The organism is Streptacidiphilus alkalitolerans (assembly GCF_042511045.1).
Taxonomy (GTDB): domain Bacteria; phylum Actinomycetota; class Actinomycetes; order Streptomycetales; family Streptomycetaceae; genus Streptacidiphilus; species Streptacidiphilus alkalitolerans.
Map to the genome: position 1 here is coordinate 366,072 of NZ_JBHEZX010000005.1, position 15,981 is coordinate 382,052.

Sequence of the window (15,981 nt, forward strand, 5' to 3'; positions counted from 1 at the left end):
CAGCCCGTACGCCACACCGACCCCAGGAGCACCCGCAATGCGGAGGACTCGCCAGTTCACCATCGCCGAGCTCGAGGCCCTCGGCATGCCCAACAACCTGCCCAAGGGCATGGTCATCATGGACCGGATCGTCAGCACCGGCCGCCTGCACGAGAAGCACCAGCTCGTGTTCCGCCTCGAGGGCGTCGTCTGGTCCGTGTACTACGCCGTCGCGGTCCACGGATCGGCGGTGCCGCCGTTCCGTGAGGACCCGGTGACGGCCACCGCGATGGAGCTGCGCACCGTGGCTGTCCGCCGGTGGCGGCCGATCGAGTTCGTGCCGGAGGCGACATCGTGACGGGCCGCCAGCTGGCCGCGCGCAACGTATCCATCGCTGTCGGCCAGAACATCGCTGCTTGGCGCCGCTGGCACGGCCTGAGCGGCAGCACCCTGTCTGCGTCCATGGCAGCACGCGGTCTACCGATGAGCCCCGCGAACCTCAGCAACATCGAGAACGGGCACCAGCGCGTCACGGTCGACCAGCTGGTGGCGTTTGCCCAGGTCCTCGGACTCACCCCCGAGCAGCTGCTCAAGGGCCCGGCATGCCGGTCGTGCTGGGACACCCCGCCGCCGAAGTTCACCTGCCAGGTCTGCAAGGCCGAGGGGTGACCGCGGTCCCCGTTCCGGCCGGCGCCCGGTCCAGCGTCCCGGGCACCCACCCCACCCCGTACCGCACGGCCGCCTTCGCGCCCGTGATCCCCCTCCACCTCGTCACCCCGGAGAACCTCATGACCGCCACCTACAGCAAGCGCACCGTCGACCACCACGAGTGGACCGTCCCCGGCCCGGCCGAGCCCAGCGCCGTCGCCGAGACGATGCAGCTGGTCGAGAACGCCCGCGCCGGGCAGGCCGGCGCCGGGCCGGTGTACCTCAACGGGCGCGACGGCGCCGTCATCGTCGGCTACGCCCAGGACGCGCCCGCCACCGGCTACGCCCAGCCCGCCGCCACCGAGCAGCCCGCGTGACCGGCCAGCGCGAACACCGCGCGCGTCCCATCGGCGCCGACCGCGAACGGATGCTCGCTGACCTCAAGCGCCGGTATGAAGCCGGCGCCTCGATCCGCCAGCTCATGCAGCTGACCCGCCGCTCGTACGGCTGCATCCACCAGCGCCTCACCGCCGCCGGAGTCCAGCTCCGCCCGCCCGGCAAGGACCAGCGCCTCACCGAAGGAGACCCCACCTGATGGACGACTCACAGCCCACGACCCCCGGAGTAGTCCACTCGGAGGGGGAGCAGCAGGGCCGGCTCCTGGTCGACGTGGTCGACACACCGCACCCGGGCGACTGGACCGGCCACCGCCCGGCCGAGTCCGCCGCCGACCCCGTGCTCGAGCAGCAGGTGGCCGGCCTGGTCGCAGCCGGGTTCACCATGGCCGACCTGGCCGCCGCCCTCCAGCGCGGCGCCACCCTGGCGACCTACCTCACGGACTCCGGCACCCCCGAGGTGGCTGAGCTGCTGCGCAACGCCGTCGCGCTCAAGCCCCGCTGCTGCACCTGCGGCGCCCGCCCGGCGGTGTACAGGAACTTTGCCGCGCAGCCGTTCTGCCGCCCCTGCGCTGACGACCAGCAGACGCCCGTCGACACCGCGTCAGCGCAGCTCGCAGCCTCCGAGGCCCAGGGCTGGGCACAGCGTCTGACGCCTACCGCGACGCCCGCTGACGCCATCAGCATCCTCCGCGCGCACGCCGACTGGCTCGACCCCAACGGCACCGACGTCCCCCCGGTGGACTCCCTCACCGCGGCGACGCTGCGCCTGGCCGCCCAGTTCCTCGAGGACGTCGCACCGCTGCCGCCGCTGCCTCGCCGCAGGCGCCTCCGGCCCGGCCTGGTGGGCGAGATGATCGAGACCGCCCAGACGCTCCAGCGGGAAGCCGCTGGCCCCGTGGACGTCCGGTTCGTCCCGGTCCCCACGCACGACGCCGAGCTGAGCACCCCGATCCCGGACGAAGGCCGCATCCCGGCGCTGCTGTATCCCGGCAGCGAGTACGCATCCACCGCCTTCACGGGCTACGTCAACCGGACCCTCCCCGACATCCGGGCCTTGGTGCAGGTCGGCCTCGATCAGGAGGAAGCCGCAGCCGAGCAGGCCGCTGCAGACAGGTGCGAGGTGGTCGAGGTCGACGGCCAGCCGGTCCGCGTCCACGGCCAGGGCGACCTAACCGACGTCGCGCAGGCCGCGATCGAGGGCCTCGTGCGGATCGGCCGGGAGCAGCTCGAGGCCGAGGAAGCGCAGGCGGGCACTGACGGCCCATGACGTACGTCAGCGGCCCGCCACCGGGGTGGTGACGGGCCGCTGACAGGACGGTGACGGGTCAGGCGTCGGGCGCCGCGGCCTTCCGTTCGGCGTCGATCCGGTCGGCGATCCGGCGGGCCCACTCCCGGCTGTACGGCACGTGCCGGGCGATGGCCATCAGCGGTACGCCAGCGGCCCGGGCGTCGGCGATCAGCTCTTCCATCACCCGGTCGGCACGGGCTCGGGCGTCGGCGGCTTTGTCCAGCCGGCGCAGCCACGCGGCCTGCTCGTCGGGTGGGGGCTTGGGCGTCATGGTCTGCATGGTCTCACGGCGTAGTGCCAACGGACTAGGCAGTCGCCTCCAAAGGAAAAGTGCCAACTATGTTGCGATCATGAGCCGCATGGGTCCACACTAAAAGTGCAAACAAAGTTGGCAGTCGGAAGCACCGGAGGAACTCATGAGCGAGACCACAACCACCATCGCCACCACGGTCGTTGACGCCCCGCAGAACCTCCGGACCCACACTGCAACCGTCCACGCCCCCGGCCGCTACAACAAGCGGCTCCGCACCAACGTCCCCGCCTGCTGCACTACCGGCACCGCCGTCGCCCGCCTCCACTACCTGGCCCCCACCACCGAGGCCGTCACCTGCAAGCGCTGCCTCAACCGCACCGCCAAGTAGCCGCCCGCCGCCGCCCGGCCCACCAACCGGGCGGCCCCCACCACCGACCAGCCAGGGGGAACCGTGCCCGACGTCCGCCACCGCGCAGCCCTCGCAGCCGTCACCTGCGAGGCCGCCCCGATCATCGCCAGCGCCCTCGCCGACATCAGCCGGCCTAACACCCTGCAGTTCACCTACACCGCGTGCGGCGTCATCGTCACCGCCACCACCCCCCAGCACCTCGCCGACGCCGGCCCCACCCTTCAGGCCGCCTTCGAGGCCGCGCTCTGGGGCGTCACCACCGGCTACGGCCCCGGCACCATCGGCCGCGACACCCGGATCAACCTCATCGCCCCCGACACCCTGCTCTCCCCCTGCGCCCCCGAAGCCCGCTGCCTGTACTGCGGCCGACCCACCCCGGCGCCCATCCGCGGCTGCTGCTCCGCACACCACGCCACCCTCGAACACGACAGGAACTAACCCATGGCCACCGGCCCCGAGCACTACCGCAAGGCCGAGCAGCTGCTCGCCACCCTCGACCGCGGCACTGAGGTCGACGACGCCCTGGTGCTCGCCACCATGGCCGCTGCCCACGCCACGCTCTCCACCACCGTCGAGCCGACCGTCGACCACAAGGCGGAGCCCACCACCGACGAAGCCGCCCACACCCTCTTCCACGCGGGCCTGGACGGCGGATGGCCGCCGTCAGGATTCCCCGCATCCCTGCTCAACCTCTTCGGTGTCGCCGACGCCGTCAACGCGGGTCGCCTGGCGCTCGGGTTCCCCGGCTACGCCGCAGCCCTCCAGATGGTCCGCGACGGCAACATCGCCAAGCTCCACCGCATCGCTTCGGACGAGGGCTGACCATGCAGACCGCCGTGATCTCCACCGCACCCGAGGACTACCTCACCTCCGAGGAACTGGCCCAGGCCCGCGGCTTGTACGAGCGGCTGTGCATCCGCATCCGCAGGACCATCAGCGGCAAGCTCGCCCAGGGCGGCGCCGGCGCCGCGAACCACCTGCGGGCGGTCCGGGACCGGGTCACCGCGTCCCGCCGGTCGGCCACCGCCGACGACGCCCAGGTCTTCGAGCTGGTCCGCGAGTGGAAGAACATCGCGGCCCTGGCCGACCGCGAGGCCTCCTGGCCGGCGCAGCCCAGCGCCCGGCTGATGGAGCTGGCGCAGCAGATGGCCACCGGCTACGAGGCGGCCCGCATCGCTGCCCGCGCCGCAACTCGCGAGGACGAGCTGCTGCACACCGACGACGCGGGCGACCGCCTGTACGCCGCACCGCCCCGCGGCCGGCGCGGCACCATGCTGTTCATCCGCCCCGGCGAGGGCGAGACGTACCTCCCCACCCCGGCGGTGGACGCGCTCCGCGCCGCGCTCAAGGGCGAAGGCCCGACCGGCGCCGCCCGGGCGCAGCTCCTCAACGAGGCGGCCGAGATCGCCAGCAGCAAGCAGCACACCGATCACACCACCGAGGACTGCACCGCCTGCTCGATGGCCGCCGTGATCGCGTACGAGCTGCGGTGCATGGCCGATGCTGCGCTGGCCAGCGATGCCTAACTGGGTCCTGCTGCTGGTCCTCTGCGTGGCCGCCCTGGCGCCGGTTCTGGCCTACGACCACTACCAGCGCCGCCGCCTCGTCCGTATTCAGGCCCAACTGGCCACCGCTGACCAGCTTGACACCGCTATTCGAGACCTGCCCGACCGCGACCTGGACCACCTGCTCAGCGGCATCCGCCGCGCCAACGAAGACCCCGACACCAACGCCTGGTAACCGCCCACCGGAAGGGCCACCAACATGAGCACCCCGACCATCACCGTGCAGGACCTCGCCGACGAACTCGCCATCCCGCCCAGCGAGGTTGCAGTCCGGGTGACCGAGCTATGTCAGCAGTACGGCTACGCCAACGTCGTCGCCATAGCCGAGTGGCCCAACGCGAAGTCCACCCTGACCGGCTCGGCTGCGGACCTGATCCGCGACGACCTCGCGACCACCTGACCGGCTGCCGCCCCGCGTCCCCCCGGGGCGGCAGCCACCGCCGGTGTAGCTCAGCGGCAGAGCAGCGGACATCCCCCTCCGCGCACCCCGGTTCGACCCCGGGCACCGGCACTCAGTACCGCCCGCCACCACCTTGGAGCCCGCTCGCATGGACACCCCGTCCGAGCTGTACCTCGCCAACCACTTGGCGACACTCCTCCCCGGCCTGCCCGGTGAGAGTCCGGACGGCCTGATGCCCGAGGGCCGGAGCTGGATCGACCAGCTGCTCGACACCGAGTGGACTCACATCGAGCAGTGGGGCGCCGGCGCCGACCGGTGGGACAGCTGGCCGGACGACGCTCTCGCGCACCACAACAGCCCCGACCTCTACGGCCTCGCAGTCCACACCCCCGGCCTGACCACCGTCCACGGCTACCGGTCCCGGACCGCCCGCGACGCCGACACCCACGCTGTTCACCGGCACTGGATCAGCACCCCGCCCACCGACTGAAAGGCAGCCATGCCCCGCCTGACCACCTACACCAAAGCCCAGCTCTACGGCCGCCTCGGCCGCCAGGGCCACCCGACCTGGCAGATCGACCGCGCCTTCACCCTCGGCGCCATCCCCGCACCCGACGCCGGCACCAGCTGGTCCGCCAGCGCCGTCGACACCCTGACCGCGAACTGGGACACCGTGGTCGTGCTGGCCACCGGCACCGAGGAGCCCGTCGCGAGCACGGTGTTCGGGCACCGGCTCACCGCCGCATCGGGATTCGAAGTCCGCGGCGATGTCGTCCGGGGTCTGCACCGCCGCGGCCTGCTCGCCAGCGTGGGCGTAGGCCACTACGACGCGCTGCTATTCGACCTCCGCGAGGTCCCCCGCCTGGCCGCTCTGCCCGACCTTGCACAGCTCGCTGCCGAGGACGCACTGCTCGGGCCCGACCAGGCCGCCCAGCGGATCGGCCTGCGCCGCACCGACTTCGACCACACAGTGCGCCTCGGCTGGATCACGCCGACCGAGGTCCGCGAGGTCAAGGCCGAGTGGAAGCAGATCCTCGACGTCTCCCTGTACCGCACCGCCGACGTGGACGCGCTGCTCACCCGTGCCGAAGTGGACTGGGCTGCCGTCCTGGCCACGCCGAAGGGCAGCCGCTCGCCGCTCGCCAAGATCCCCACGCCGCCTGCGGACTGACCGATGCTCCGCTGCTACTGCGGCATTCCGGGCTGCCTCGGTCACCTGCCCTGCGAGGTCTGCGGCGGCGACGTCTGCGACCGGTGTCAGTTCTGCGACTGCCCCGAACGCCTCTGCCGCTGCCCGCCCACCGACCTGGTGCAGGGCCCGCAACGCTCCACACAACAAGCGCTGTTCTGACTCCTGAGGAGCACACCCATGGATGAGATCAACTACGACGAGAAGGCCGGTCTCGAGCGCCCCGAGCAGGAGGCCGCCGACGGCTCGGCCGCGCTCGAGATCGTGTACGCCGTTGAGCACCCCCGCGCTGCCTTCCCGGGCGAGACGTGGCGCGCCTCCTACGGTGCCCGCCACGAAGCGCCGGCCGACCCCGCCGCGTTCGCTACCCAGCTGGCCGACGAAACCCGCACCTCGCACTCGTACTCCGGGCCGCTGACCGTCTCGCTGTGGGCGCCGCGCGAGGACGAGCACTACGGGCTGCCCGTGCCCGACGACGCCACCGTCTTCCACTTCCCCGCGATCTGACCTACCGGCCGGGGCCGCGCCGGTGAGCGCGGCCCCGGCCCTCCGCCCAAGGAGCAGCATGACCATCAGCCCACTTCACCCCGAGACCCTCGCCGCCCTGCGCGAGTTGATCGGCGACGTCCCGCCGGCCAGCGACCGGACCGTGGCCGACATCGCCACCACCGTCGCCCAGCGCCGCGACCACGACCACCACGCCGGAGGTAACGAGGACCTGTTCTGCAGCAACCTCGCCGGGTGGGCAGGCGAGCGAGCCGGACACCTCATCTCCCGCCTGATCGTCGAGGGCGAGCGCATCGAGGACCGCCGCGCCCGCTTGGTCGCGCTGGACACCGACGCCCAGAACATCCGCGGCCTACTCGCGCCCAACGGCGCGCCGCGGCTGGTCCCGATGGAACTCGGCGAGCAGCTGCTCCCCGCGGTGCAGTGGCTCACGGAGCAGCTGGGCACCAAGCTGGCCTACCGGGCCCAGTTCGACAGCATGACCCTCGGCGTCTACACCACGCTGACGGCCGCGCAGGAGCACTGCGAGGACGACGTTGCCGCGCACGTCGACCTCGAGGAGCGCATCCTCCGCTGGGTCCCGGTGGATGAGGAGGCTGGCACCGATCCGGTCAGGGCGGAATCCGAGCTGTACACCTTCCTGTCCGACGAGCCGGGCGAGGCCACCAGCTACGTGATCTCCCCGTTCGAGCTGCTCACCGCCTACGACCCGACTGCCGAGGGCTGACATGACCATCGAAGAGACCCCCGCCCAGGCCGCGTACGCCGCCTACGGGCGCAGCACCGGTGGCCTCAACTTCCTCGGCGAGCCCATGCCCCAGTGGGGCGACCTCCCGATCACCATCCAGCAGGCATGGGTCGCGGCAGCGGACGAGATCCGGCTCGAGTCCATGTGCGCCATTGGCTCCCTGGTCAACATGGTCCAGGTCCTGATGGAACGCCATATCCAGCTCGGCACCTTGCTCATGAAGGTCACCCCGGAAGCGGACCGCCCGGCTCTGCTCGAGCAGGTGCGGACGACCACTCACGACGCCTACGCAGCGCTGGGCATCCTCTCCAAGCGGGTGATCTTCGAGCCGCTCGAGGTCTACACCGTCCCCGAGTGGCAGGTCGAGCGGCTCGCTACCGTCACCGACCTGACATGGCGGGAGGTGTTCTACGCCGTACGCGACGCCGCGAAGCACGTCTACACCGTCCACTCCTCGGTCGACACCGACCAGTTCGAGCGGATCGCCCTGCTTCGCGCCGCTGCCGCCACGTACGACGATCTCGCCCAGGACCTCGACACGGAGCGCCAGGAGCCCGGTACCCACCGGCACCCTCAGCTCCTGGCCCAGATCCAGGTGGCGGACCGGCTCGCTGCCGAGGCCGGCCTGTCCTGCCGGATCGCACCGGTGCTCGCGCACCTGGTCGACGGCGAGGAGCAGCTGCTCCTCGACCGCATCGCCGAGGCGGAGGCGGATCCGGAGACGTACGCGGACAACCTTCCGCGCCTGCGGGCCGCGCTCACTGCTGTCCAGGCCGCCAAGGCCACGACCGAGTACCGGGTTGTCTTTGCGCGCATCGGCGCCCGCGGCGGCAAGAACGGCACCGAGGCGCCGCTCCCGCTTACCGTCCACGCCCACGACGGCGACCACCTCGCCGAGCTGATCGGCGGCTACGCCCGCAACTTCCTCGGCTCCCGCGAGATCGAGGTCAGCATCGACGCGGAGCTGACCAGCGGCGCCATCATCGTCGGCATGGGCCGCCCGGCAGGGGAGTTCACCATCGAGAGGACCGCCCAGTGAGCAAGATCCGCATGCAGTGCCTCAGCGAACAGGGCGCCGCGCTCGTGGTCGAGGAGGGCACCCGCCCGGACGACCAGGTGCACACCGTGCAGCAGGACGGCGACGTGGTGGTCATCGGGTACGGCGACATCCGGTGGCCGATGGACGTCGCCGAGTGGGCGTCCAACAACGGCCACGCGACCGACCACGAGGCAGCCCGGGTGATCGTCGCGGCGCAGACCGGAGGGGACAGTGGCTGAGGACGAGGTGGGGCGCAGCCTCGCTGTCCAACTGCCGGAGGACGAGGGCAATCCGTTCGCCTGGCGCGAGGACTCGGCCCCGCGTAAGGGCCTGCTGGGCTGGCTGCTGCGCAGGTGGGGCGGGTAGGGCGGGTGGCCGGGGCACACTCTTCGAACTAGCATTCGAATATGTCGCCCCAAAAACCCCCTACCTCCGGCGAGGCCATCGAGGTCCCACCCTGGCGCCCCGAGCACGGCCCCCGGCCCGAGGTCCTGGTCTACCCCCACGGCCGCGAGCCGCTGCTCTGGATCTACGCGCACGGCGCCTGGTGCTACGCGGTCGCTCGAGGGCGCTTCCGGACCCCCCAGTACACCGCCTACCAGGTCCACATCCATCCGCCCGGGACGCTGTACGTGTTCATCCGTACCTACCGCTGGGGGACCGACGCGGTACGCATCCTGCGAGGGCCGAAACCACCCGTTGACGGGGCGTCGCAGACACGCTGACGGGGCGTAGGGTAGGATCTGCGAACACGTCCCTCCCGCACCTGGCCGGGGCGTCCCACAATCGAAAACAGAACGGCCCCGTCGCTGAGACTGGCATCTCGCGACGGGGCCTAACCACAGGAGACCTACCTCCATGGCTGCCACAGATCCTAGCGATCACGTGGCTGGTGACCGTACCCAGCCGCACGTCAACACCCATCCGACGCCCGTCACCACGCCCGTCATCTGGTGGCTCGGCGGACTCGCCGCCACGATCATCCTCATCCTCACCGGCGTGTCCCTCTGGCTCAGCTACGCCCACCTGCACGACGTCGATGTCACCTACGGCCTGGCCGACGACACCGCGCGCAGCTGGGCTTGGCCAGCCACACTCGATCTCTTCTACCTCGCCGGTGAGTTGCTCGTGCTCCTGGCCGCGCTGCGTCGCCGCATCGACTGGTGGGCGATCTGCATCACCGTGTCCGGCGCTGGTGCCTCGATCACGCTGAACGTTGCCGGGGTCGGCAACAGCGCCCGGCCCCTGGACTACGTGGTGGCCGCGATCCCCCCAGTGGCGTCGCTGCTCGCCTTCGGCGCGTTGATGAACCAGGTCTTCCGGCTGCTCACCCGGGCCAGCACGCTGACGCCCGCCGCTGTCCCGCAGACGCAGGCCACCGATGGTGAGGCAGAGCTGCCGACAACCCCCGTTGTCGCCCCGGCAGCGCCCGTCACCGCCCCCGTGCACCAGTTGCCCGCGTTCCCCCCGCCGCCGGCCGCCGCGCCCGCCATCGCGGCCCCGGCCATCGCCTACTCGGACCCCCGCTGCGCCGTGATTCGCAAGCTCTACGCCACGGGCAAGCGGCCCGGTACCAAGGCCATGGGCGCCGCCATCGCCGCAGCCGGCCTGGTCGTGCCCAGCGACGGGACCATCCGCGGCACCCTCCGGAAGGAAGTCGAGCTGCACGAGCAGCACCTCGCCACCTTCCCCGCAGCGATCTGAGGAGCACCCGCAATGCTGCACGCCCTGATGTGGGCGTGGCTGCTGGTGCTCGCGCTGCTCGCGTCCGCCGCTGCCACGACCTCGTTCCGCATGACCGATGTCCACCGCCCCAGCTCCGCCGCCCGGGCGGCCCACCTCTGCCTGATCGTCTGGGTTGCCGCCGGATTCTTCACCGTCCTCGGCTCGCTCCTCTGGGACCTGCTGTGAGCGCCCCCACGGACTGGTGGGACCGCCTCTACACGGAGGCCGCTGCGCCTGCGCCCGCTCCTGCTGCTCCCCCGCACCAGCGCCTGCCCGACTGGCGCACCGGGGAGGGCATCGAGCTGGGCAAGCCCGAGGCCCCCGCTGAGCCCGATCCCGAGCCGGAGCCCGCCGAGGCCGAAGAGGAGCAGCTGCTCGCCGAGGACGAGGAGGAACCGGACGACCAGGAAGACGCCGAGGCCGAGGACTGGGATGAGCCCGAGGCCCGGAGCCGCCGCTCCCCGCGCGAGATGCTCAGCGCCCACTCCACCCAGCGGCGCCGCTTCGCCATCCTCGTCTACAACGGGACCGCAGCCGCCGCTGGATGGGGCATCGGCCTGGTCCCCGCCATCCATACCCTCATCGCCAGCTGCGCCCAGCAGACCCAGTCGACCACCGCCGGGGTGATCCTCGGCGTCGGCATCTGCATCGCCATCGGCGCCGCCGTCGACCAGCGGACCCGGCACGCCTGGGCGCCCCTGGCCTGGGTCTGCCGCATCCCCCTCGCCTCCGCCTTTCTCGCCCTGGGCCTCTACGCCCCCAACTCCTGACGGAGGGACACCGTGTCCACCACAGCACTCGCACCGGCCGGCATCCACTCCGGCCAGATCCTCGGCTCTCTCGGCGCCAGCGGCGCAGCCCTGGCTGTCACCGTGATCCTGGTCCTGGGGGTCCGCGCCCGGCACCGCATCAAGTTCAACCAGCACCAGGCGGCGTTCGTCGGACTGGTCGCCGGGACCCTCTACGCCACCGCGGTGGGAATCTGGTCCGCACCAGCCTCGCTCTCCGGCGGCCTGACTGACGCGGTCCGGTCGGGGATCGGCGGCAACGTCGGGGCCGGCGCGGTCGCCGTCTGCATCACCGCCATCATCTACGGCGCGAAGCTGAAGCCCGGGGTAGCCGCACTGCTCGGCATCTGCGCAGCCACCGTGTACGCCGCAGCCGGAGGCATCTGGGGCCTGGCCTCAGCCGCCCTGGCGTCCGCCCTGGTGCAGGTCCTGGGGGCGGTGTGATCGACACCGAGCAGGAGACGCCGACGCTCGAGGTCGAGCCGGTGGCGCAGCGGGTGCTCGCCATGCCGACGCTGCGCCCCTACCTGCCCGGCCGGGCCACGGGCAGGATGCTGGCCGCCGGGTCCCGGGTGATGTGGTGCATCGGCTGGCGGTGGCTCACCGGCTCCGGCTGGCGCACCGGCCTGCACCAGGCCGGTGGCGTCGGCCTCGGCGTATACGTCGCTGCCTACCTCGATCTGCACGTCACGCCGTTCCTCGCGCCCGCGGCGGTGGCACTTTGGGTCGGCGGCGCGATCTACTACGCGCCGGCCGCCCGCGTGGCCGGCCCGGCGGCCGGGGCCGAGCCGCTGCCGGAGGAGCCCGAAGGCGAGCCGTTCACGGTCGAGGAAGTGGCCGCGCTGGTGCGGCAGATCGCGGCTGAGCACGGGTGGCTCGGCGTCCACCTGGACGACCTCCTCACCGCCCTGCCGGGGGTCTCCCGGACAGACCTCCTGGACGTCCTCGCGGAGGGCGGCATCCCGGTCGCGGAGCAGCTCAAGATCAGGCTCCCCGGAGGCCGCTCCCGCAACCGCCGCGGGGTGCGGCTCTCGGCCCTCCCGCCAGGCCTCGGCGAGGCCCCCGCCGCGGCCCCGTCCGGGGGCCCGCAGAGCGCGCCCCTCCCCCCGCTCTCGACCCCGCCCACGGCCCCCTCCTGAGGCGGTAGGAATCCCAGCTCAGAGGCCGCCTACCCGGCCGCCTACCTACCGCCCTACCCGCCGAACGGAGCACCCCGATGCGGTACCGCTACCGCTGCGCTGTCTGCCGCACGACCTCACCCACCGTGCCCACCCGGCGCGCGGTCGAGGCAGAGCGCGCTGAGCACCGCGACCGGATGCACGGCGGCCACATCCCCGACGGCGAGCAGATCACCGGGCCACCTCCGCCCACCGGGGCGCAACTCGGCTGCCTCGCCGCGACGGTGCTCGTGCTGCTCCTGCTCACCCTGGCCCACATCGCCCTCTGACCCCGGAAGGGGATCGCCATGATCCGCAGACTGCTGCTCCGCTGCTCCACCCTCGCGTCCTACGTCTGCCCGCACTGCGGCTGGTGGGCCGACGAAGGCCACCAGTGCCACCCCGTCGACCGGTGAGTCGAATCCCGACAACTGCCAGACAGAGCAGCCCGAACCGGAGCATCCTGGACGGGCGGCGCTTCATCGCCCGCAGCTCCCGGCCCCTCGCGCATCCCCCGTCGCGAGGGGCCGCGGTACGTCCCACCTAAGGAGGACATCAGATTGGCCGCCCAGCAGCCCGACAACGAAACCGACGACGACGACCAGCAACTGCTAGTCGTCCTTGAGGCGTTCCGCGACACCCTTCAGGCGATCGGGATGACCCCGGCAGCCATCGCGCACCTAGAGGCGGACTTCCGCAATCGCATGGAGGTGCACGCCCTGAGGGGCTTCCTCTCGTTTTTCGCCCCGAAGGGCGACCCACGCTGACGCTCGGCAGGGGTGGAGAAACGACTACGAGTAGCGGGCCCGGCGGCGACATCTACCGTGCCGTCAGCTCCTGCGCCCGAGCCTGCGCCCGTCGGAGAACCTCAACCTGCTCCGGGCCCCACGCGTCCCAGCTCTCCAACTGGGCCATCGCGGCGAGGATGCCCCGCGCCTGCTTCAGGACGCTGCGGATCGCGAGCAGCTCCATCAGCTGCAGGGAGTCAGCATGCGGGCGGCCGTACTTGGTGAGCAGCTCGAGGGCAGCGTCGAACAGGGCCCGGTCCGCCTGATCGGCGATCATCTTGTCCAGCGTCGGCCGGCTGATGTCGAGAGCCTCGGCAACGGCCCTCTTCGAGGCGCCGGAGTGCAGGGCCTGGGCCACGAGCTGGCCGGTCCGTGCGTCCCGCTCGCGCAGCTCGGCGAGCGCGGCCTCAGCAGCGTCCTCGCGGCGCTGCTCGATCGCGATGGAGATCTCGTAACGCACGAAGTCCAGCAGGTCGGACCGGGTCTGGGCGTCGTCGGTGGCGATCCGTGCGCCGTCGGGCTCGCCGATAGCCATGTCCTCGTAGTAGCGCTCTGCGATCACAGCCGGGGCCAGGGTCCCGCCGATAAGGGCGTCCAGCTCAGACGCGGTGACGAAGTCCTGGAGCGTGGAGCCGACGTGCATGATCGCCTCAGGGGCGGAGTCGTACGTGCGGGTAAACCTAGAGTCGGTAGCCATGTAAGGATTATTGACTTGCGTAAGGTATATGTCAAGAATCTTTACGCTATCTCCGTGGCCCCGTCCCCTCGCGCGGCCGGGTGAGAGACGACCGGCCCCCCGGCCGCGGCGGCGTCTTCGCCGGATTGCTGATCAGAGCCGACGAACCCGGCACCGGGAGCAGCTCGTACGCCAGATAGGCCGACGCATCGATCCGGCCAGGCGACGCCGCCCCAGGCACCCACGAGGACCACTCATGCTCCAACTGCGCGAACGTGCCCACCAGCCGGATCTTGTCCTCGGTGAACTGCTGCGCGATCGGTTCGGCCCGCAGCAACTTGCCGCGCTTGGCGTTGACCTTGACGATGCGCGGCGGCAACCCCTTCACCACGCCCTCGTCCAGCAGGGCCTGCCACGCCGTCCGGACGGCGAACGTCGCCATGCCGCCGCCGTAGTTGGTCTCGACCACCACGAAGTCAGCGCCGGTCTCGTGCGCCACCAGGCAGACCTGCCGAGACCATTCGGCCGTCGACATCACCTCAGTCAGGTCGTGGGTGATGTAGGCGCGCCCGTCCGTACCGAGGTAGCCGGCCACGATTCCGGCCGTGTCCCGGCCATCGCCGGACGGGTCCACGGCAACACCGACCCGCTGCGGTGCGGCCGGCTTGGTCGTGCGCTGCGCCCGCATCGCGTCCCGGCTGATGAGGGTGCCCTTCGGCGGCCGAGGCCGCTGCCCGAACAAGGCCCACCAAACCTTCTCGCCGACGCCCCGTCGGATCCTGGCCAGCCGACTGGCCGGGTAGCGTTCCGGCCAGAGCGCCTCACCAGGCTGGCGGCCGAGCGGGTCCGGCTCAGGGTCGAGGTCGAGCGCCCGGTACTCGTCATCGGTCAGCGCGATCGCTGGCAGCCGGACGATCTCCCACTCATCCGGTTCCTCCTCCACCACCCGGGTGCCGAGGTCTCCGGGCGACCACAGAGTCTGCACCAGGACCACCGCGCCGTTCGGCTCGAGCCGGGTCTGCGCCGTGCCCGTCCACCACCCCCACGTCTGCGACTGATAGGCCAACGACTCGGCCTCGAGCATCCCCTTGACGGGGTCGTCGATGACGAACAGGTGCGCGCCGAGCCCGGTTGCAGCACCGCCGACACCGGTGGCGAGCAAGCCGCCCTCGGTGTTCTCGATGTCCCAGCGGCCGGCAGCGTGGCTGCTGGTCCGCAACCCGAATCCCAACAGCTCGCTGTTGGCTTCGATGGTGTCGCGCAGCCACCGGCCGTGCGTCTCAGCGAGGGTGGCGCTGTACGAGGCGAGCATGATCCTGCGGTCGGGGTGCAGCATCAGGTACCACAGGATCGCCCACCTGACGCGTCGGCTTTTGCCGTGCCGCGGTGGCATGAATAGTCCGACGCGTTCGGCCTCACCAGCGTCGATGCGCTGGAAAGCGCCGTCGATCAGGTCGAGGTGCGGGGCCTGCAGCTCCTTGCCGCCGGTGACGATCTCAGCCAGGCAGGCCGGGGACCGCTCGGCGTACATCCGCCGCTCGAGCACGGCCAAGTGCGGGCGCAGCTCATCCGGTGCAGCCCGGGCTAGGGTGATGCGCTGCTGCACCGTCATCGCCCGATAGGCGGCCTCAGCCTCAGGAGTCAGCACCGTCGCCGTCAGCCTGCTGGATGATCGCGATGAGCTGGTCAGCCGTCACCATCGGAGTGGTGACGTTGTGCTGAATCGGGGCGTCCAGGCCGAAGAGCTTCGCGTGCCGGTCCAGGCCCTTGAGGATGACCTCGGCTGCGCGGGCGTCGCCGTTGCGGACCTTCGGCCGAAGCCCAGTGAAGACCTCGCCGAGGATCTCGAGCTGGACGCCGATCAGGATGTCGCGCAGCTCGCCCTGCTGGGCGACACGGGCAGCGAGGCCGCGCTCGACCGCGCGCCGCGCACCGGACTCCTGGGCGTAGCCGAGTTCCGTCGCGATCTCCCCGTACGTCATCCCGTGCTGGACGCGCAGCTCGATGGCGCGCACTTCGCGGTCGACGGCGATGTCTTCGCCGGCGGTGCTGGGCCATGTCGATGCCACGTCGGCCTCCGAAAATCGTTGGTAATGGTCAGTATGCGCGAGAGACCCTTACCATACGGCTGTGACCATCGTTCAGTTTCTGCTCGCACTCGGCGCGACCCTGCGCATCACCCGCTTCATCAACGCCGACTTCCTCGCCGGCGGCCTCCGCGCCTGGGTGATCCGCCGCTTCGGCAACGACAGCAAGGTGACGTACCTGTCGACGTGCCCCTGGTGCCTGTCGATCTACACCGTCGTGCCCGTCATCGCCGCCGCCGCGCTGCTCGGCAACAGCCTGTGGTTCGTCCTTCCTGCCGCCGCCCTGTCGATCTCCTACCTGGTCGGCATCGCCGCCACCTGGCTGGACCAGTAACCG

Annotated in this window: 31 protein-coding genes and 1 tRNA gene; 28 read left to right on the plus strand and 4 right to left on the minus strand. The window is 71.3% G+C overall.

The window, feature by feature from the left end; all coding sequences use genetic code 11:
* The first annotated feature begins 37 nt into the window (after window positions 1-37).
* The 5 genes from ACEZDG_RS13930 to ACEZDG_RS13950 are packed head-to-tail and all read left to right on the plus strand — an operon-like array spanning window position 38 to window position 2,292.
* Window positions 38-337 carry a hypothetical protein gene (locus ACEZDG_RS13930; protein WP_380507880.1) on the plus strand — a complete coding sequence of 100 codons (300 nt, stop codon included), beginning with the start codon at window positions 38-40 and terminating at the stop codon, window positions 335-337.
* Window positions 334-648, plus strand: coding sequence for a helix-turn-helix domain-containing protein (locus tag ACEZDG_RS13935; RefSeq protein ID WP_380507883.1), 315 nt, complete (start codon window positions 334-336; stop codon window positions 646-648). Before ACEZDG_RS13930 ends, ACEZDG_RS13935 begins: the two co-directional genes overlap by 4 nt.
* Window positions 645-1,004: a hypothetical protein gene (locus ACEZDG_RS13940; protein WP_380507886.1), complete on the plus strand. Its 360-nt coding sequence runs from the start codon at window positions 645-647 to the stop codon at window positions 1,002-1,004. Before ACEZDG_RS13935 ends, ACEZDG_RS13940 begins: the two co-directional genes overlap by 4 nt.
* Complete coding sequence (locus ACEZDG_RS13945; RefSeq protein ID WP_380507889.1) at window positions 1,001-1,222, plus strand: helix-turn-helix domain-containing protein; 222 nt, start codon at window positions 1,001-1,003, stop codon at window positions 1,220-1,222. The genes ACEZDG_RS13940 and ACEZDG_RS13945 overlap by 4 nt, the downstream gene beginning before the upstream one ends.
* The gene (locus ACEZDG_RS13950) at window positions 1,222-2,292 is read left to right on the plus strand and encodes a hypothetical protein (RefSeq protein ID WP_380507892.1); all 1,071 of its coding nucleotides are present in this window, start codon (window positions 1,222-1,224) and stop codon (window positions 2,290-2,292) included. The genes ACEZDG_RS13945 and ACEZDG_RS13950 overlap by 1 nt, the downstream gene beginning before the upstream one ends.
* Before the next feature lie 58 nt (window positions 2,293-2,350).
* Here the strand turns inward: ACEZDG_RS13950 and ACEZDG_RS13955 are convergent, their stop codons facing one another.
* Window positions 2,351-2,584 carry a hypothetical protein gene (locus tag ACEZDG_RS13955; RefSeq protein ID WP_380507895.1) on the minus strand — a complete coding sequence of 78 codons (234 nt, stop codon included), beginning with the start codon at window positions 2,582-2,584 and terminating at the stop codon, window positions 2,351-2,353.
* A gap of 145 nt (window positions 2,585-2,729) precedes the next feature.
* On the opposite strand from ACEZDG_RS13955, the gene ACEZDG_RS13960 reads away from it, so the two are divergent.
* From ACEZDG_RS13960 to ACEZDG_RS14065, 22 genes are all read left to right on the plus strand, one after another.
* Window positions 2,730-2,954 carry a hypothetical protein gene (locus tag ACEZDG_RS13960; RefSeq protein WP_380507897.1) on the plus strand — a complete coding sequence of 75 codons (225 nt, stop codon included), beginning with the start codon at window positions 2,730-2,732 and terminating at the stop codon, window positions 2,952-2,954.
* Window positions 2,955-3,017: 63 nt separating this feature from the next.
* On the plus strand, window positions 3,018-3,413 hold the full coding sequence (locus ACEZDG_RS13965) for a hypothetical protein (protein WP_380507900.1): 396 nt from the start codon (window positions 3,018-3,020) through the stop codon (window positions 3,411-3,413).
* Window positions 3,414-3,416: 3 nt separating this feature from the next.
* Complete coding sequence (locus tag ACEZDG_RS13970; RefSeq protein WP_380507902.1) at window positions 3,417-3,797, plus strand: hypothetical protein; 381 nt, start codon at window positions 3,417-3,419, stop codon at window positions 3,795-3,797.
* A 2-nt stretch (window positions 3,798-3,799) separates the two neighbouring features.
* Complete coding sequence (locus ACEZDG_RS13975) at window positions 3,800-4,501, plus strand: hypothetical protein (RefSeq protein ID WP_380507905.1); 702 nt, start codon at window positions 3,800-3,802, stop codon at window positions 4,499-4,501.
* A complete protein-coding gene (locus ACEZDG_RS13980; protein ID WP_380507907.1) occupies window positions 4,494-4,715 on the plus strand; it encodes a hypothetical protein in 222 nt (73 codons plus the stop codon). Before ACEZDG_RS13975 ends, ACEZDG_RS13980 begins: the two co-directional genes overlap by 8 nt.
* 24 nt (window positions 4,716-4,739) lie before the next feature.
* On the plus strand, window positions 4,740-4,940 hold the full coding sequence (locus ACEZDG_RS13985; protein WP_380507910.1) for a hypothetical protein: 201 nt from the start codon (window positions 4,740-4,742) through the stop codon (window positions 4,938-4,940).
* A gap of 39 nt (window positions 4,941-4,979) precedes the next feature.
* A tRNA-Gly gene (locus ACEZDG_RS13990) sits at window positions 4,980-5,051 on the plus strand.
* Window positions 5,052-5,088: 37 nt separating this feature from the next.
* Entirely contained in the window at window positions 5,089-5,430 is a 342-nt protein-coding gene (locus ACEZDG_RS13995) for a hypothetical protein (RefSeq protein ID WP_380507913.1), read from the plus strand.
* Window positions 5,431-5,439: 9 nt separating this feature from the next.
* Window positions 5,440-6,111, plus strand: coding sequence for a hypothetical protein (locus tag ACEZDG_RS14000; protein WP_380507916.1), 672 nt, complete (start codon window positions 5,440-5,442; stop codon window positions 6,109-6,111).
* A gap of 198 nt (window positions 6,112-6,309) precedes the next feature.
* Window positions 6,310-6,636, plus strand: coding sequence for a hypothetical protein (locus ACEZDG_RS14005; protein WP_380507919.1), 327 nt, complete (start codon window positions 6,310-6,312; stop codon window positions 6,634-6,636).
* A gap of 58 nt (window positions 6,637-6,694) precedes the next feature.
* Complete coding sequence (locus ACEZDG_RS14010; RefSeq protein WP_380507922.1) at window positions 6,695-7,363, plus strand: hypothetical protein; 669 nt, start codon at window positions 6,695-6,697, stop codon at window positions 7,361-7,363.
* 1 nt (window position 7,364) lies between these two features.
* The gene (locus tag ACEZDG_RS14015; RefSeq protein ID WP_380507925.1) at window positions 7,365-8,423 is read left to right on the plus strand and encodes a hypothetical protein; all 1,059 of its coding nucleotides are present in this window, start codon (window positions 7,365-7,367) and stop codon (window positions 8,421-8,423) included.
* Window positions 8,420-8,662, plus strand: a complete 243-nt coding sequence (locus ACEZDG_RS14020; protein ID WP_380507928.1) for a hypothetical protein — start codon at window positions 8,420-8,422, stop codon at window positions 8,660-8,662. The genes ACEZDG_RS14015 and ACEZDG_RS14020 overlap by 4 nt, the downstream gene beginning before the upstream one ends.
* Window positions 8,655-8,789 (plus strand): hypothetical protein, encoded by a 135-nt coding sequence (locus tag ACEZDG_RS14025; protein ID WP_380507931.1) that lies wholly within the window; start codon window positions 8,655-8,657, stop codon window positions 8,787-8,789. The genes ACEZDG_RS14020 and ACEZDG_RS14025 overlap by 8 nt, the downstream gene beginning before the upstream one ends.
* 41 nt (window positions 8,790-8,830) lie before the next feature.
* Window positions 8,831-9,148 carry a hypothetical protein gene (locus tag ACEZDG_RS14030; protein WP_380507934.1) on the plus strand — a complete coding sequence of 106 codons (318 nt, stop codon included), beginning with the start codon at window positions 8,831-8,833 and terminating at the stop codon, window positions 9,146-9,148.
* Window positions 9,149-9,308: 160 nt separating this feature from the next.
* A complete protein-coding gene (locus ACEZDG_RS14035; protein WP_380507936.1) occupies window positions 9,309-10,127 on the plus strand; it encodes a DUF2637 domain-containing protein in 819 nt (272 codons plus the stop codon).
* 12 nt (window positions 10,128-10,139) lie between these two features.
* Window positions 10,140-10,334, plus strand: a complete 195-nt coding sequence (locus tag ACEZDG_RS14040; protein WP_380507939.1) for a hypothetical protein — start codon at window positions 10,140-10,142, stop codon at window positions 10,332-10,334.
* Window positions 10,331-10,918 carry a hypothetical protein gene (locus ACEZDG_RS14045; protein ID WP_380507942.1) on the plus strand — a complete coding sequence of 196 codons (588 nt, stop codon included), beginning with the start codon at window positions 10,331-10,333 and terminating at the stop codon, window positions 10,916-10,918. Before ACEZDG_RS14040 ends, ACEZDG_RS14045 begins: the two co-directional genes overlap by 4 nt.
* Before the next feature lie 12 nt (window positions 10,919-10,930).
* Complete coding sequence (locus ACEZDG_RS14050) at window positions 10,931-11,380, plus strand: hypothetical protein (protein ID WP_380507945.1); 450 nt, start codon at window positions 10,931-10,933, stop codon at window positions 11,378-11,380.
* Window positions 11,377-12,075 carry a hypothetical protein gene (locus ACEZDG_RS14055; protein ID WP_380507948.1) on the plus strand — a complete coding sequence of 233 codons (699 nt, stop codon included), beginning with the start codon at window positions 11,377-11,379 and terminating at the stop codon, window positions 12,073-12,075. The genes ACEZDG_RS14050 and ACEZDG_RS14055 overlap by 4 nt, the downstream gene beginning before the upstream one ends.
* Window positions 12,076-12,152: 77 nt before the next feature.
* Window positions 12,153-12,383: a hypothetical protein gene (locus ACEZDG_RS14060; RefSeq protein ID WP_380507951.1), complete on the plus strand. Its 231-nt coding sequence runs from the start codon at window positions 12,153-12,155 to the stop codon at window positions 12,381-12,383.
* A gap of 270 nt (window positions 12,384-12,653) precedes the next feature.
* A complete protein-coding gene (locus ACEZDG_RS14065) occupies window positions 12,654-12,860 on the plus strand; it encodes a hypothetical protein (protein ID WP_380507953.1) in 207 nt (68 codons plus the stop codon).
* A 52-nt stretch (window positions 12,861-12,912) separates the two neighbouring features.
* Here the strand turns inward: ACEZDG_RS14065 and ACEZDG_RS14070 are convergent, their stop codons facing one another.
* The 3 genes from ACEZDG_RS14070 to ACEZDG_RS14080 are packed head-to-tail and all read right to left on the minus strand — an operon-like array spanning window position 12,913 to window position 15,626.
* Window positions 12,913-13,578: a hypothetical protein gene (locus tag ACEZDG_RS14070; RefSeq protein WP_380507956.1), complete on the minus strand. Its 666-nt coding sequence runs from the start codon at window positions 13,576-13,578 to the stop codon at window positions 12,913-12,915.
* A 46-nt stretch (window positions 13,579-13,624) separates the two neighbouring features.
* Window positions 13,625-15,169: a terminase, large subunit gene (locus tag ACEZDG_RS14075; RefSeq protein ID WP_380507959.1), complete on the minus strand. Its 1,545-nt coding sequence runs from the start codon at window positions 15,167-15,169 to the stop codon at window positions 13,625-13,627.
* 22 nt (window positions 15,170-15,191) lie between these two features.
* Window positions 15,192-15,626: a hypothetical protein gene (locus ACEZDG_RS14080; RefSeq protein ID WP_380507962.1), complete on the minus strand. Its 435-nt coding sequence runs from the start codon at window positions 15,624-15,626 to the stop codon at window positions 15,192-15,194.
* A gap of 61 nt (window positions 15,627-15,687) precedes the next feature.
* On the opposite strand from ACEZDG_RS14080, the gene ACEZDG_RS14085 reads away from it, so the two are divergent.
* Window positions 15,688-15,978, plus strand: coding sequence for a hypothetical protein (locus tag ACEZDG_RS14085; protein ID WP_380507965.1), 291 nt, complete (start codon window positions 15,688-15,690; stop codon window positions 15,976-15,978).
* Window positions 15,979-15,981: the final 3 nt, after the last annotated feature.

What these genes read in the sequence shown, in the direction of transcription:
- ACEZDG_RS13930 (WP_380507880.1), top strand. Translation starts at nt 38, where the DNA reads ATGCGGAGGACTCGCCAGTTCACCATCGCCGAGCTCGAGGCCCTCGGC.
- ACEZDG_RS13950 (WP_380507892.1), top strand. Translation starts at nt 1,222, where the DNA reads ATGGACGACTCACAGCCCACGACCCCCGGAGTAGTCCACTCGGAGGGG.
- ACEZDG_RS13955 (WP_380507895.1), bottom strand. Translation starts at nt 2,584, where the DNA reads ATGACGCCCAAGCCCCCACCCGACGAGCAGGCCGCGTGGCTGCGCCGG.
- ACEZDG_RS13960 (WP_380507897.1), top strand. Translation starts at nt 2,730, where the DNA reads ATGAGCGAGACCACAACCACCATCGCCACCACGGTCGTTGACGCCCCG.
- ACEZDG_RS13970 (WP_380507902.1), top strand. Translation starts at nt 3,417, where the DNA reads ATGGCCACCGGCCCCGAGCACTACCGCAAGGCCGAGCAGCTGCTCGCC.
- ACEZDG_RS13975 (WP_380507905.1), top strand. Translation starts at nt 3,800, where the DNA reads ATGCAGACCGCCGTGATCTCCACCGCACCCGAGGACTACCTCACCTCC.
- ACEZDG_RS13980 (WP_380507907.1), top strand. Translation starts at nt 4,494, where the DNA reads ATGCCTAACTGGGTCCTGCTGCTGGTCCTCTGCGTGGCCGCCCTGGCG.
- ACEZDG_RS13985 (WP_380507910.1), top strand. Translation starts at nt 4,740, where the DNA reads ATGAGCACCCCGACCATCACCGTGCAGGACCTCGCCGACGAACTCGCC.
- ACEZDG_RS13995 (WP_380507913.1), top strand. Translation starts at nt 5,089, where the DNA reads ATGGACACCCCGTCCGAGCTGTACCTCGCCAACCACTTGGCGACACTC.
- ACEZDG_RS14000 (WP_380507916.1), top strand. Translation starts at nt 5,440, where the DNA reads ATGCCCCGCCTGACCACCTACACCAAAGCCCAGCTCTACGGCCGCCTC.
- ACEZDG_RS14005 (WP_380507919.1), top strand. Translation starts at nt 6,310, where the DNA reads ATGGATGAGATCAACTACGACGAGAAGGCCGGTCTCGAGCGCCCCGAG.
- ACEZDG_RS14010 (WP_380507922.1), top strand. Translation starts at nt 6,695, where the DNA reads ATGACCATCAGCCCACTTCACCCCGAGACCCTCGCCGCCCTGCGCGAG.
- ACEZDG_RS14015 (WP_380507925.1), top strand. Translation starts at nt 7,365, where the DNA reads ATGACCATCGAAGAGACCCCCGCCCAGGCCGCGTACGCCGCCTACGGG.
- ACEZDG_RS14030 (WP_380507934.1), top strand. Translation starts at nt 8,831, where the DNA reads ATGTCGCCCCAAAAACCCCCTACCTCCGGCGAGGCCATCGAGGTCCCA.
- ACEZDG_RS14040 (WP_380507939.1), top strand. Translation starts at nt 10,140, where the DNA reads ATGCTGCACGCCCTGATGTGGGCGTGGCTGCTGGTGCTCGCGCTGCTC.
- ACEZDG_RS14060 (WP_380507951.1), top strand. Translation starts at nt 12,153, where the DNA reads ATGCGGTACCGCTACCGCTGCGCTGTCTGCCGCACGACCTCACCCACC.
- ACEZDG_RS14070 (WP_380507956.1), bottom strand. Translation starts at nt 13,578, where the DNA reads ATGGCTACCGACTCTAGGTTTACCCGCACGTACGACTCCGCCCCTGAG.
- ACEZDG_RS14075 (WP_380507959.1), bottom strand. Translation starts at nt 15,169, where the DNA reads ATGACGGTGCAGCAGCGCATCACCCTAGCCCGGGCTGCACCGGATGAG.